The organism is Chitinophaga sp., assembly GCF_035538455.1.
In the GTDB taxonomy this organism is placed as follows: Bacteria; Bacteroidota; Bacteroidia; order Chitinophagales; family Chitinophagaceae; genus Chitinophaga.
This window is the reverse complement of record NZ_DATLKJ010000135.1, coordinates 44,020-58,223: the sequence shown is the minus strand read 5'-3', so window position 1 is coordinate 58,223 and position 14,204 is coordinate 44,020. Positions and strand designations below refer to the sequence as shown.

Annotated in this window: 10 protein-coding genes; 3 read left to right on the top strand and 7 right to left on the bottom strand. The window is 47.3% G+C overall.

Going from position 1 to position 14,204, the window contains the following annotated elements; translation table 11 throughout:
- Positions 1-15 precede the first annotated feature (15 nt).
- The 3 genes from VM802_RS15800 to hflX all read right to left on the bottom strand — a co-directional run bounded on the left by VM802_RS15800 (position 16) and on the right by hflX (position 3,268).
- A complete protein-coding gene (locus VM802_RS15800; protein WP_325532161.1) occupies positions 16-1,656 on the bottom strand; it encodes an ArnT family glycosyltransferase in 1,641 nt (546 codons plus the stop codon).
- Positions 1,657-1,736: 80 nt separating this feature from the next.
- Entirely contained in the window at positions 1,737-2,078 is a 342-nt protein-coding gene (locus VM802_RS15795) for a Rieske (2Fe-2S) protein (RefSeq protein WP_325532159.1), read from the bottom strand.
- Positions 2,078-3,268 carry a GTPase HflX gene (gene hflX / locus VM802_RS15790; protein ID WP_325532157.1) on the bottom strand — a complete coding sequence of 397 codons (1,191 nt, stop codon included), beginning with the start codon at positions 3,266-3,268 and terminating at the stop codon, positions 2,078-2,080. The genes VM802_RS15795 and hflX overlap by 1 nt, the downstream gene beginning before the upstream one ends.
- Before the next feature lie 192 nt (positions 3,269-3,460).
- Here hflX and VM802_RS15785 point away from each other — a divergent pair, with 192 nt between their 5' ends.
- The gene (locus VM802_RS15785) at positions 3,461-5,449 is read left to right on the top strand and encodes a S9 family peptidase (RefSeq protein ID WP_325532155.1); all 1,989 of its coding nucleotides are present in this window, start codon (positions 3,461-3,463) and stop codon (positions 5,447-5,449) included.
- 22 nt (positions 5,450-5,471) lie between these two features.
- A complete protein-coding gene (locus VM802_RS15780) occupies positions 5,472-6,245 on the top strand; it encodes an enoyl-CoA hydratase-related protein (protein ID WP_325532153.1) in 774 nt (257 codons plus the stop codon).
- Between the two features lie 79 nt (positions 6,246-6,324).
- Here the strand turns inward: VM802_RS15780 and VM802_RS15775 are convergent, their stop codons facing one another.
- The gene (locus VM802_RS15775) at positions 6,325-7,026 is read right to left on the bottom strand and encodes a porin family protein (RefSeq protein WP_325532151.1); all 702 of its coding nucleotides are present in this window, start codon (positions 7,024-7,026) and stop codon (positions 6,325-6,327) included.
- Positions 7,027-7,297: 271 nt separating this feature from the next.
- On the opposite strand from VM802_RS15775, the gene VM802_RS15770 reads away from it, so the two are divergent.
- Positions 7,298-10,270: a hybrid sensor histidine kinase/response regulator gene (locus tag VM802_RS15770; protein WP_325532149.1), complete on the top strand. Its 2,973-nt coding sequence runs from the start codon at positions 7,298-7,300 to the stop codon at positions 10,268-10,270.
- Here VM802_RS15770 and VM802_RS15765 read toward each other — a convergent pair.
- The 3 genes from VM802_RS15765 to VM802_RS15755 are packed head-to-tail and all read right to left on the bottom strand — an operon-like array spanning position 10,246 to position 14,174.
- A complete protein-coding gene (locus tag VM802_RS15765) occupies positions 10,246-11,961 on the bottom strand; it encodes a HAMP domain-containing sensor histidine kinase (RefSeq protein WP_325532147.1) in 1,716 nt (571 codons plus the stop codon). The two genes, VM802_RS15770 and VM802_RS15765, sit on opposite strands and share 25 nt — an antisense overlap.
- Positions 11,958-13,082, bottom strand: coding sequence for a sensor protein KdpD (locus VM802_RS15760; protein WP_325532145.1), 1,125 nt, complete (start codon positions 13,080-13,082; stop codon positions 11,958-11,960). Before VM802_RS15760 ends, VM802_RS15765 begins: the two co-directional genes overlap by 4 nt.
- 9 nt (positions 13,083-13,091) lie before the next feature.
- Positions 13,092-14,174 (bottom strand): porin, encoded by a 1,083-nt coding sequence (locus VM802_RS15755; protein WP_325532143.1) that lies wholly within the window; start codon positions 14,172-14,174, stop codon positions 13,092-13,094.
- Positions 14,175-14,204 lie beyond the last annotated feature (30 nt).

Below are 14,204 nucleotides of genomic sequence, written 5' to 3'. Positions count from 1 at the left end.
GCGGATTACAGACAATCATTTTTCTACCCGTACTAACATTCTTTCTCCCAATGCGCCACTCCGCGTGGCTTTCCGTACAAAGGGCAGGTCCAGTTTGCTTACATAGAAATGAGGAAAGGATTTAATAAGCGTACAGGTACGTCCCTGCTGCCGCAGCTCTTCTACAGCTTCAGGAGAAGTGAAGATCATCCCGCTGCCAACAGAATCGTAGCGCGCAACCGGTGCCTTCATATAAAATTCAAAAGCATAAGAGTTCACTTTATACATCCCCACAGGCGTAGCAGGGAAGGAGGCATTCGCATAACGCGCCGCCTCACTTCCGCTCTGATACTGCATCATATCAGGATAGAGGATAGTATTCAGATAGAGGTTCAGCAGGATGCTGATGGCTACTGTACGATAAAACACCGCCTCTTTGGTGGTTTTGTCGAGCCAGTAGTGGAGCAGGATGTACAGCAAAATCAACACAGCTACGGGTATCAGCCAGGCGTAACCCATAGCAGGCTTATAGAGCAGGTCCAGCACCACGCCGGCAATTGCTACCAGGATAATGATAGTATACTGTGTGGTTCTGAAGAAACGCAGCCCCCGCGGCGTTTGTAATGATAAGATGTATTGTGCTGTGAGGATAGCAAAGAAAGGAAAGACAATATTCAGATAGTGCGGCAACTGAAACCTGGACAATGAAAACAGTACGAAAGTAGCCAGGGCGCCACATATGCAATAATATTCCCGTTGTTGCCTCCATTTCTTTATAAAGATGACCACCGCAGCATATAACATTACTGACCACGGCAGAAATGCCCATAACAAGGTGTGAAAGAAAAAGAAAGGGTCGCCGGCGCCCTTGATTGGCCCGGTGTTCATGAAACGCCCAAACTGGCTGTCCCAGAAAAAGAAACGCAATCCAGACACTCCTGTGGCGCCAAACACAACTTTCTCCGGATGCAGGTCAAATTGCTGGTAGAGGGCATATAATTCCGGGATGATGAATATCCCTGTCAACACTAGCGCCAGCAGCCATTTCCAGCGGAATATCTCCTTCCAGTTACGGGTAAAGAGCAGATGTCCTCCAATGGCTGCGCCCACGGGTATCAGGGCAAACATGCCTTTGGTCATAATTGCACAGGCTGTAAACAAGGCGCCTGCCACCAAATGCCAGGGCGTACGGATGCTTCGATAGAAATGATATACGGCCGCAATGATAAGGCCGGTGAGGTAAGGCTCTGCCCTCACATCGTTGTTGGATATAACAAGATGCTCGGCGGTAAGTAATATACACAGCGCCCAACGGGCGGTTCTTTCACCATATAATGATAAGGCAAAACGGTAAGTATACCAGGCGCCCATCAGCAAAAAAAGTATTGCGGGCAGCTTATACGACCAGGTATGAAAGCCAAACAGCTGAAAGCTCAGGGCTGTTATCCAGAAGGGGAAGTGGGGTTTATCCAGCCAGTCGTGACTGTCGGCATAGAGGTTCAGGAAATCGTGCCGCTGTACCATTGTTTTGGCAATACCGGCATATAAAGCACCGTCAGGCTCCAGTATTGGCACCTGTAAGGCACTAAACTGCAACAGTATCACCAGCACGGTGATAAATATACAGATATGCTTTTCTGTAATAATCAAGGGTCGCTTAACAGTTGTAGATAACATGCCCAAAAGTTACTGGCATCCACCGACTGAAGGAACGTACCCCATGCTATTTAACAAAAAAATAAAGCGCAGCCAGGCTGCTACCAGAACCATCCGGTTTTCTCAAAACCAATGTAGTAGCCATCTTTTCGTTGCTCGAGCGGATAGGTTTTGAGGTGATAACCTTCACCACTGCAGTTGTATCCGTTTTTCATACTGAATCTGTAGCGGTGTATAGGACATACGATATTTCCGGATGCATCAATGAAACCATCAGCCATGAATGCGCCTGCATGCGGGCACTTGTAAGCGAAGGCATACAACTGTCCCTGATGCAGGGCGCAACAGATCAATTTTCCATTCACTTCTATTTCGTGGATATCATTTTCTTTGAGAGGCAGGGCAGCATCGTCCAGCTTATGCCAGGAATAGGATTTGGCCATTAATAGAAAAATTCTGATTTATAAGGATACCGCTCTCTGTAAAGTTGCATCACTTTATCCATGATGGTCTTGCGCAGCTCTTCCACATTTCTTTTTTCCAAGGCCGAAATAAACACGGTGTTACCCTGTGTTTTAATATCCCAGGTGTTCTTGAGCGAGTCGAGGATATCTTTTTTTATATCTTCTTCCAGCCACTTATCGAAGGTGTTGGCTTCATACAGGTCCATCTTGTTAAAGACCATGATAATGGGCTTTTCAAATGCTTTCAGTTCCTGCAGCGTGCGGTTCACCACTTCGATCTGCTCTTCATATTGCGGGTGGGAAATATCTACCACGTGCAGCAGTACATCGCTTTCGCGCACCTCATCCAGTGTGGATTTGAAGCTCTCTACCAGGTGATGCGGCAGCTTGCGGATAAATCCTACAGTATCGCTGAGGAGGAATGGCGTCTGGTCAAACACAACTTTTCGGGTAGTGGTATCCAGCGTGGCAAACAGCTTGTTTTCTGCAAATACTTCGCTTTTGCTGAGTAGGTTCATAATGGTGCTCTTGCCCACGTTGGTGTAGCCCACCAATGCCACGCGGATAAATTCGCCGCGTTCCTTACGCTGGGTAAGCGACTGCTTGTCTATCTCCGCCAGGCGTTTACGCAGGAGGGAGATCTTATCTTTTACAATACGACGGTCTGTTTCAATTTCCGTTTCACCGGGGCCTCTGCTCCCGATACCGCCTCCCTGGCGCTCCAGGTGACTCCACATACCACGCAGGCGGGGCAATATATACTGATACTGCGCCAGCTCTACCTGCACTTTCGCCTGTGCGGTGCGCGCACGGCGGGCAAAGATGTCCAGGATAAGGTCGCTGCGATCAATAACTTTCACCTTCAGGACCTTCTCGATATTTGCGATTTGCGAGCCTGTCAGCTCATCATCAAAAATTACAAGTGATATATCCCTTCCTGTTATAAACTGAAATATTTCTTCCAGCTTACCCTTTCCTACAAATGTGGCTCTGTCAGGGTGCGCCAGCTTTTGTGTGAATCGCTTTACTGTAGTGGCTCCGGCCGTTTCCGCCAGAAATACCAGCTCATCCAGGAATTCCTGTACCTGGCGTTCAGTCTGGTCCTTCGTAATAACACCCACGATTACGGCCCTTTCTTCTTTCTGTACCGTTTGTTTCTTCTCAATCAAGGTATTTAAAAATTTGCTGCAAAAATACTTAGAATTTGGGGGATTCCCCATTCCGCAGTCAGTATTCCATTCATCAAATCAAAGGTCCCTGAGTCCCGAAAATCAAAAATCTATCCCTACATTTATACGATCCAAAACAATCCCGCAAATATGTATAAACCATTTTTACTGACAGGATTATTGATTTCAACTATGGCAACAGCCCAGAACAGGATGACGCCCGAACTGCTATGGAAGCTGGGCAGAGTAAGTGGAGAAACACTGAGCGCCGACGGCAAAACCGTTATCTATGGCATATCTCAGGTGAATATGGAAGAAAACAAAGGCGAAAAGAATCTTTATGCCATTCCCCTGGCAGGCGGAGAGCCTCGTCAGCTCACCACTACAAAAGGCGGAGAAGGCGACGTAGCTGTACTCCCCGGTAATAAGATTGGCTTTTCACTGAAAGGGCAGTGGTGGGAGATGAATGCCGATGGCTCCAACCCGGTACAGAAAACCAAAGTGGAGGGCGACATGCAGAATATCCGCATTTCCCCCGATGGAAAACATATTTTGTTTTCGAGAGAGGTAAAAGTACAGAAGATCACCGGCAAAGATCACTATTCAGATCTTCCGAAATCCAACGTGCAGATATACGACAACCTCAACTACCGCCACTGGGATACCTGGGAAGACGGCAACTTCTCACATATATTCTACGCCACCTACAACAACGGTGAAGTAGGCACACCTGTGGACATTATGGCCAACGAACCATACGACTGCCCCCAGATGCCCCACGGCGGTGCAGAAGACCTGATCTGGAGCCCCGATGGCAAAAGCATCATTTATGTATGTAAAAAGAAAGCTGGTAAAGATTACGCTATCAGCACCAACACAGACATCTACGAATACGATCTCGCCACCAAAAATACCCGCAACCTCGCAGAGGGCCTGATGGGTTATGATATGGCCCCAGCTTTCAGCGCTGATGGCAAATACTTGCTCTGGCTGAGCATGGCCCATGATGGCTATGAGGCAGACAAAAACGATATCGTCATCCTGGATCGTGTCAGTGGTAAAAAAACTAACCTGACCCAGAACTGGGACGGTACTGCCTCTGCTGCACAATTCAGCACTGATGGCAAAAAGATCTACTTCCTCGCCGTAATCAAAGGCACCGAACAACTGCTGGAAATAGCGCTGCAGAAAGATCCGGCCGCTACAACGGAGAAGCATATACGACAAATCACGACCGGAGATTTCGACATCAACGGCATCATTGGCCAAACCGGCAATACCCTGGTGGTAACCCGCACTGATATGAATCATGCTGCCGAGCTATTTACCGTTGACCTGCAGAAGGGTAGCATACAGCCGCTCACCCACACCAATAAAAACATCTACGACCAGATAGGCTCCTGCAAAGTGGAGAAACGCTGGGTTAAAACCACTGATGGCAAGGAAATGCTTACCTGGGTGATATTTCCCCCCGACTTCGATCCGGCGAAGAAATACCCAACCCTGCTCTATTGCCAGGGCGGACCACAGTCTGCACTGTCTCAGATTTATTCTTACCGCTGGAACTTCCAGCTCATGGCCTCTCAGGGCTATATCGTAGTGGCCCCCAACAGACGCGGTATGCCTGGCCACGGTGTTAAATGGAATGCCTCCATCAGTAAAGACTGGGGCGGGCAACCTATCCGCGACTACCTGAGCGCGATCGACGATGTCAGCAAGGAAAGCTTTGTGGATAAATCCCGTCTCGGTGCTGTAGGTGCAAGCTACGGTGGATACTCCGTATACATGCTGGCAGGCGTACACGAAAACCGCTTTAAAACCTTCATCGCTCACGACGGCCTGTTTGACCTGAAAAGCTGGTACGGTACCACTGAAGAGCTATGGTTCGCCAATTGGGACTTAGGCGCTTACTGGGATGCAGCCAACGACAATACTTACAAGAACTTCAATCCCAGCGAGCACGCCAATAAATGGAATACGCCTATCCTCATTATTCAGGGCGGCATCGACTTCAGGGTGCCTATTGAGCAAGGCTTACAGGCCTTCCAGCTCGCGCAGCTGAAAGGTATCAAGAGCAAACTGCTCTATTTCCCGGAAGAAAACCACTGGGTGCTGAAACCACAGAATGCTATTGCATGGCAGCGTGAGTTCTTCAGCTGGCTGAAAGAAACGTTGAAATAAATCTTAAAAACCCTGAAATAATATGGCTTCTTTATTATTGGATATCCGTGATGGTATCGCTACCATCACGCTGAACAGGCCGGAGGTGTATAATGCCTTTGATGATGCCCTCAGCTACGAACTGCAGGACGCGCTAAAACAGGCAGAGAAAGACCAGTCAGTAAGAGCTGTAGTACTCACTGGCGCAGGCAAAGCCTTCAGCAGCGGCCAGGATCTGAAAGCGTCTTTGGGCGCCAGGCGTAACCTCAGCGAATCATTGCATAAGCGCTACAATCCAATCGTACGCGCCATCCGCAACATGCCCAAGCCAGTGATTTGCCGCCTCAATGGTGTGGCTGCAGGCGCCGGATGCTCCATTGCCCTGGCCTGCGATCTGATCATTGCCAGTGAAGAAGCCACTATGATAGAGATCTTTGTAAACATCGCACTGGTACTGGATTCCGGATCGTCTTACTTTCTGCCACGCACCGTTGGCTACCATAAAGCATTTGAGCTGGCCACCAAAGCATCTAAAGTTACCGCTACAGAAGCCCTGCAACTGGGGCTGGTGAACAAGGTTGTTCCTGCAGCTGAACTGGATGCCACCGTAGAAGCGGAGGCATTGTACTACGCCAATGCACCTACGAAAGCCATTGCGCTCATGAAAAAGATGCTCACCAAAGGCATGACCGAAAACCTCGATGCCGTGCTCGACTATGAAGCCTATTGCCAGGAGATTGCAGGCAATTCGGCTGATAACGCAGAAGGGATTACCGCTTTCCTCGAAAAGCGCAAACCAGTTTTCAAAGGCAATTAGTATTCAGGTTTCAGCCACAATAAAAAAGCAGCGGAGATGATTATCTCCGCTGCTTTTTTACTATAAACTAATCTTTCTATTATAAGCCGCTTACACAGATACCAATCTGGTAAGGTCTGATATCCAGGTTGCTATTGTCTTTCAGCATAGGATTGAGAGAGTAGGCGCCAAACAGGGCGAAATTGCCATAACCAACACGGGCAGTGGCTGAAAAACGCCAAGGATTGAAGAAGCCCTTATTAGCATCTTTCTCTGTATTCTTGTTGCCGTTGCCGCCGTTGTTCTTGCCTTTTGTATGTGCATCGAGTAATGCGCCTACTTTCACACCCAGTGCAGCTTTGAAGCCTTTGTTAGCATTATCGGGCACTGCACGGAAGCGAAGCTCAATAGGAATTTCAAGATAAGTGGTAGCCACTTTGAATCTCTTGTAAGAATTGCTGGCAGGGAAGGTAGGAGTATTAGGATTCACTTTCCCCGCAATATCGAAAGTATGATCCTTCAGAAAAACGCCACTGGTACTGATACCCAGACCGGCAGCCACGCTGAGCGGCGACTTCTTAAACGGGAAATCATACATCAGCGCAATATTAAAGCCCCTGTTGAAGCCGGTTTTGATACTATCCGGCGCTCCGGCCCAGCCATCGTAAGATAACTGGATCATCAGAAAGTCCCTGGAATGAGTGACCCTGTTTACTGCTTTATTCATCGGAGAACCGCCTTCCTGCGCGAATACACCTAAAGAAAGAGCTACCAGAGCAAGGGTAGAAATTATTTTTCTCATAAAATATTAATACTTAGGAAAAAGATTATTAGGCAAATATATTGGAATGATTGTAAAAGAATTGGTTAAAATATTGCAAAAATAAATTCAGGATACCTTCATTCGCGGCGGAAGTTACAGAAAAGTTGTATCTCCACACCAGACATTTATATCAAACTGAACAAGATGAACAACAATAATAGCCCAAATTATCCTAAATTCCGGGACGGTATAACACGTCGCCCTCAATAAACCTGTTTATGTATTGCCCGAAAAACCGAACCTCAATCGCATGAGAAAAATTGTATATACAGTGTTTTTCCTCGTAATAGCTGTACTAATGGCTTTCAGCGGTTTTGTATTTTACGCGTGGATGATCCAGAAAAGAACTACTGAAGCTACCTCCTGGATAAAGAACAGCCATACCCTCACTAACCAGACAAGAAACATCGCCAAACTCGACCGGCAGTACACAGACGACGTACAACATTATCTCCTCGATGATAGTCATCCGCCCCGCACTCAGCTACAGGACAGCATGAAGGTAACCCTGCAACAACTGCTGCTGCAGGAGCCAAACAACCTGCCCCGCACTTCCGCACTGTGGCAGCTTCGTGAGGCACTACAAGAAAAGATCAACTACTACAATGCCATTGTCCAAATTGCAGGTACACAGCCAGACCAGGCCAGGAAAATGGCGGTATCGCCGGAAGCTGCTGCGCTCAATCGGAAATTGCAACAGGAGATCGATCAGCTTCTCCAAAAAGAGAATGCAGTACTCATACAGCGGATGGACGAGGACTCACTCTACACCAACTACTCCTTCTGGTTCACCCTCGCCATCAGTATACTTACCTGCATCCTGCTCTCCGGTGAAGCCACTTACATACTCAACGGCATCCGGAAAGTAAAACAATGGACTTCCCGGCTGCTGCGAAACGAGCAATCGTTTAAAAAACTATCGGAAGAATCCGAGATGATCGTTTTCAAAGCCAACTTCCGGGGACTCTTCACCTTTGTAAGTCCGCGTGCAACAGCCATTACAGGCTACCCGCACACTGATCTCGTAGGAAAGCACTTTTCCCTGCTGCTGGAAGATGAGGTATACCGTGAACTGGAAGCTTTTTATATCGATCAATACCAGAGCGGCGAAGAGTTCTCTGTAAAGGAATTTCCGATCATTACTAAAACGGGTACACGAAAATGGGTGAAACAGATGGCCACTATCATCCGGAAAGAGAACGGCCACCTGAAATCTTTCCAGTGCGTTGTAAAGGACACCGATAAAGAAAGGCAAATCGACGAACACAAAGAGTATCTCCAAAAGCGGCTCGAAGCAATCATTGATTACATGCCTTCCATGCTGTTTGTAAAAGATGTCCCCGGCAAATACCTGCTGATAAATAACCGCTTTACAGAGGTGATGCAGCTGGATAAGAAAGATATTCTCGGTAAAGCTGATGAAGAGCTGAACTTCCCGTGGATAGAGCGTTATGCCGAAATGGACCGGAAAATACTTGCCGGCAGCCCCAGGGAAAAGCTGGAAGAAAGCATTGTCGTAAATGGTAAAACCTGCCATTTTCTGATCACCAAATTTCCGCTGCGTAATGTAGCCAAAGACCTGATAGGAATCTGCGGCATCGGGCAGGACCTCACGGAAAAGATCAACTATCTGCGGCAGGAGCAGGAAGCCAGGCAGCTTGCAGAAGACACCAAAAAAGCGCAGGAAACATTCCTGGCCAACATGAGCCACGAAATACGTACACCGATGAACGGGATTGTTGGCATGACCCAGTTATTGCTGCAGGAACCCCATCTTACCAACCGGCAGAAAGAGTTCGCCTACGCTATCAAGAAATCAGCCACGGACCTACTGGTGGTCATCAATGAAATACTCGATTTCTCTGAAATCACAGCAGGCAGACTGCTGCTAAAGAATGAACCTTTTGATATATTCGACACCGTTAGTAACACGATATTCCCACTGAAATTAAAAGCACAGGAAAAAGGAGTATCGCTTCTCATCAGGATAGACCAATCTATCCCCGCACATCTTCTCGGCGACGCTACCCGCCTGAGCCAGATACTCACCAACATCGCCAGCAACGCCATCAAGTTTACCAATGAGGGCACTGTCTGGATAAAAGTATCACTGATAAAAACGGATAAAGATGATTCAGGAATAAGAATAGGTTTTGAAGTGAAAGATACAGGTGTTGGTATTCCTCCCGAAAAACAGACACTCATCTTCGAACGTTTCTCACAAAGCCACAACAATACACACAACCGGGAATTTGGTGGCACGGGTCTGGGCCTGGCTCTCTGCAAGCATCTGGTAGAGCAGCAGGGAGGAACCCTGAAACTGACCGCCAGCGAGTTAATCAAAGGCTCTACCTTTTATTTTGAATTGCCTTTCACCAAAAATCCCATTCCAACAGGAGGCCGCCCCGATTCAGGCCCGCTGCATATTTCGAAGCAACCGCTTAAAAACAAAAACATACTTGTGGTAGAAGACAACCGTATCAATCAGCAGGTAGCCTATTACGCACTGCAAAACGGTGGCGCCAGAGTAGAAATCGCAGAAACAGGCATTATCGCACTGGAAATGCTAAAATATAACAATTACGACTGTATTATTATGGATCTTCAAATGCCAGGAATGGACGGATACCAGGCTACACGCTCAATCCGGAAGAATGGAATAAACACCTACGTTATCGCGGTAACAGCTTCGGCGGTAGAAGGCGAACGCGAACGCTGTCTCAATGCCGGTATGAATGATTATCTCTCCAAACCATTTCAGCAGGAAGAGCTTTTTCACAAGATTCTTATCGGCACCGGAGAGGTGTCCACCGGACCCGGTCCAGCTGTCAAGGTCAGTCCCCCCGTAGAACAGCAGGACCCGGTGAGCTTCCAGTCTGCCTATAAAATGCTGGGCAACAACAAAAAGCACGTGAAAGTATTTCTGGAAGAGCTGATGGAAGCCATGCCCGGCAAGTGCAGGGAACTGCAGAAAATTGCCCGTGAAAAGAAATGGGATGAAGTGTTTGTATTATCTCATCAGATAAAATCCAACCTTGATATGATATGTATGCGTGAAGCAGTGAGCATCGCGCTGGAGATTGAAACAGATGCCCGCCTGCTGCGTAACCTGGAAGCTATCCCAGAAAAAGTAGATCGCCTGGAATCAAGCTATCATCAACATAAATCATTCATCCTGGATGAAATCGTAAAATGTGGTCAGGCTACCGGCAGAGTGAAATAAAAGATACTCCCTTTTCCCTCTTCACTATTAACGCCTATCACACCGCCCTGCGCTTCAATAAACTCTTTCGAAATAGCCAGGCCCAGGCCACTGCCTTTACTGCCCTTGTGCCCCCTGGCGCCAGGCACCTGGAAGAAGCGTTCAAAAATCCTGTCTTTGAAAGCGACTGGTATACCCTTTCCGTAATCCCGTACAGAGAACGACAACATATTGCTGCCGGTAGGCGTCACTGTTATATCAATAACTGATTTCGGAGAAGAATAGCGGATGGCGTTGGTGAGCAGGTTTACCAGTACCCATGCGGTTTTTTCCACATCTGCATTTACACGCGGTAAGGTATCGGGTACATCCTGCCTGATAGTGATCTCATGTTGCGCCGCCTGCTTCTGCACCGTATCCATTGCATATTGTACAATGTTCAATGGAGTTACCGGCTGTGGCTGCAGCTGTATATTGCCGCTGTCCACCTGTGAGAGATCGAGCAGTTCACCCACTATCTTGATCATACGGCGGTTGTCCTGCTTCAGGCTTTCTATCAGTTCTTTCTGCTCATGGGAGAGCGTTCCAACGCGGTCATCTTCCAGCAGTTTGATACTGAAGTCAGAAGATGCCAACGGTGTTTTCAGTTCGTGGGAGATAGTAGCGATGAAATGCGTTTTGGCAATATCCTGTTCTTTGAAAGAAGTAATATTCTTCAGTATAACAACATAGCCTATACGTTTTTCCTCATGTTGTATATCCACCACCTCCCGGGTGAAGAAGCATTCCTTTCCTTCTACCACAATTTTGACGGGCGCATTCTCCTGGGTGTTTATCAGGAACCTGAGCAGATCGTTCTGTTTGCTTATGTCAGTGGCTGATTGTCCTAACAGTTCTTTCTCCGGCATACTCAGCAACTGCAACGCCTGGGTGTTGGCAAAGAGGATGGTATTTCTGGTATCAAAACCGATGGTAGCATCTTTCAGGCTGCTGATAACGGCTTCGGCGCGTTGCTTTTCAAAAGTGATACGAGCCACATTGCTATGCTCATATTCATCCAGCCGCTGTGCCATGGTATTAAATGCAGTGGCCAGCTCTCCGAACTCATCACTCGATTTGAAAAACAGGCGTTGTCCGTATTGCTTATTGGCAATGCCTTTAATCCCTTCAGTAAGTTCATGTATGGGATTGGCGATATAGCCGGGGAAGTTGTATACGAAGGTGAATCCCAGCAGGAAGCAAACACCGCTGATAATGGCGATGTACAACAGTGCATTGTCAGCCGTTTTCTTCACCAGCTCATTCTTGCCAACAATCGCACTCATGTTGAGATCCATGATCACAAAGATACTCCTCTTGATAGCGGCAACATTGGCGGCGCTGTTGAGTGAGTCGCCACTCAGCTTCTGAAAGATAGTGCTTACTTCCAGCGTCGCATTTCTTTCGCCCTGTTCAGTAATATTGGCTTCCTGTTTTTTCAGACTGGCCGAGAACTGCTTCAAGGCAGCATCGCGGTTTACAGGTATCTGTTCAAGAGCCACCAGCATATCTTTTGAATATTCAAGCGACTCGTAATTATCTTTCAGGATGATCTTTGCTTTGGTATTGAGACGGTTCAGATAGTAGTAACCCAGTACACTCACTATCAGCAGCATAATGTAGAGGAATAATACCCCCAGTGTGATCTTCGTTTTTAGCCTGAGTGTGCTCATGATAATATAATAAGATCAATGTCGTTGGATGAAAGCGTTTTCAGCAACTGGTTAAAGAGGTTTGTGCGTACAATAATACGAAAAAGGCTGATATGCGGCTTCCCGATACAGACTGTTGTGATTTGCTTTTCCTGTGCCACTTTGATGATGGCTTCGGATATATTGGCATGCTGTTCCTGTATCACTTCTGCACCCAGTTCTGTAGCCAGTTTAAGATTATTGATGAGATGGCGCTGCGCTGCCAGAGGTATTTTATCTACGCTTTCGCGGGGTGTTTGTACATACAACACGTACCAGTCTGCATGATAATATGCGGCCAGCCGGGATGTTTTACGGATCACCTTGCGGGCCACTTCGTCATTTGATGAAATGCAGGCCAGGAAACTCTCGTGGCGCATCTGCTGACTGCGCGGTATTTCCGTTTCTACTTTTCTTTCTACCTGTGTAGTTACTTCTTTGAGCGCCAGTTCACGCAATTGGAGGATCTTTTCGGCCTGGAAGAAATTACGCAAAGCCGTATCCACTTTCGACTGATCATAGATCTTTCCTTCTTTCAGACGGGTGATCAGTTCATCAGCAGTCAGGTCGATGTTCACTACCTCATCTGCCATCTGCAACATGCTGTCGGGTATACGTTCTTTTACTTCTACGCCGGTAATAGCTTTTACTTCGAGGTTAATACTTTCGATGTGCTGGATATTCACAGCAGAGATCACGTTGATACCACTGTTCAACAGGTCAACTACGTCCTGCCATCTCTTTTCATTTTTGGAGCCGGGGATATTGGTATGCGCCAGTTCGTCCACCACTACCCACTCAGGGGATAACAGCAGGATAGTGGTAAGGTCCATCTCTTCCAGCATCTTGCCTTTGTAGAAAACCTGGCGTCGCGGGATAGCAGGGAGACCATCCAGCAGGGCGTGCGTTTCCGCACGCCCGTGAGTTTCGATGTACCCTATCTGGATATTAATGCCGTTCCTTAACATGGCATGCGCTTCCTGCAGCATGCGGTAGGTTTTACCTACGCCGGCACTCATGCCGATGTAGATCTTGAATTTGCCTCTGCCGGCGCGTTTGGCCAGGTCAAGGTAATGCTGTACTGATTGTTCTTTGTCTGTCATTATAACTTGTTAGAACCATACTGCAAGTGATGCAGTAACGGCAGCATTGTTATTTTTCAGCTCTGTTGCTTTTAGGAATGTCTTGTCTTTACCGTTAAACATCCTGCCTTCTATTCTGAACATTACGTTATCTACAGGAGTGAAGTCGAGATTGAGTGAATAGCCGGTGGTCTGGAAACCATTAGGAGTATTGGTCGCAATCACTACGCCATCCTGGTCGTTGAAATATTCCACTCTTCCTGCCATTGCAAATTTAGGTGTAAATGCGTAACGTGCAATCACGATAGGCGAATACCAGTTGGAAAAATCACTCTTCCCTTTTTCTTTCTGCTGTAACCCATAGTCTATGCCTGCAATGAAGCTGAATTTATCAGTGATATTAAAGGTACCATACAGGTTGTTGAAGTAACGCATGCGGCGTGAGCTGTCTGGCATGTCGTTGCCAATGTAAGTGCTCCAGTTCAGGAATACTTTTGATGACGGCTTGAAGGAGATCTGCGTCCCGAAATTGGGCGTTTGATTACCATCCACTCTTTTAATACGTTGCCATCCGTTGAGATACATAGCGGAGAATGTCCACTTTTCATTGGGCGTCCAGGTAACTTTGGCGCCGGTTTCGTAGTAAGGGGAGTTCTCTGCGAGAATACTGCGGGTGAGTGTGTAGCAATCTTTACCTATAGCGCTTTCAAAACCGATGTGAGAAGGCATGATACCGGCGTCTATCCATACGTTCTTTCCTACACGGATACCAACGTTAGCTTCATATACGTGCTGAAGAACAGAAGGTTCTGCCGCCAGGTTGTATTGTGTATACGTACCAGCCATGAGGCCCACATTGGCTCTCACCCTGTCTGCACTATAATTGGCTTTGATCATGGCGAGGTTTAAGTTTAATTCGTTATGCCTGTTGTAGCTATACAGGAAACCAGGTTTCAGGTGGTCATTCGGTTTATTGAAATCGTAACTGTAGTATGCTTCAGCATATCCGGAGACAGTAATCTTTCCTTTCTGTTTTTCTTTTTCCGCTGCTTCCTGGGCAAAGGAAGTCATTGCTGCAGACATGACGCCTGCAAGGATCACTAATTTCTTCATCTGTTGGTTAGGTTAAATGTGGGTTCCGGA

Bases quoted from the DNA above. Each gene is read 5' to 3' on its own strand.
- VM802_RS15755 (WP_325532143.1), bottom strand. From the start codon at position 14,174: ATGAAGAAATTAGTGATCCTTGCAGGCGTCATGTCTGCAGCAATGACT.
- VM802_RS15760 (WP_325532145.1), bottom strand. From the start codon at position 13,082: ATGACAGACAAAGAACAATCAGTACAGCATTACCTTGACCTGGCCAAA.
- VM802_RS15775 (WP_325532151.1), bottom strand. From the start codon at position 7,026: ATGAGAAAAATAATTTCTACCCTTGCTCTGGTAGCTCTTTCTTTAGGT.
- VM802_RS15795 (WP_325532159.1), bottom strand. From the start codon at position 2,078: ATGGCCAAATCCTATTCCTGGCATAAGCTGGACGATGCTGCCCTGCCT.
- VM802_RS15785 (WP_325532155.1), top strand. From the start codon at position 3,461: ATGGCAACAGCCCAGAACAGGATGACGCCCGAACTGCTATGGAAGCTG.
- VM802_RS15800 (WP_325532161.1), bottom strand. From the start codon at position 1,656: ATGTTATCTACAACTGTTAAGCGACCCTTGATTATTACAGAAAAGCAT.
- VM802_RS15770 (WP_325532149.1), top strand. From the start codon at position 7,298: ATGAGAAAAATTGTATATACAGTGTTTTTCCTCGTAATAGCTGTACTA.
- VM802_RS15765 (WP_325532147.1), bottom strand. From the start codon at position 11,961: ATGAGCACACTCAGGCTAAAAACGAAGATCACACTGGGGGTATTATTC.
- VM802_RS15780 (WP_325532153.1), top strand. From the start codon at position 5,472: ATGGCTTCTTTATTATTGGATATCCGTGATGGTATCGCTACCATCACG.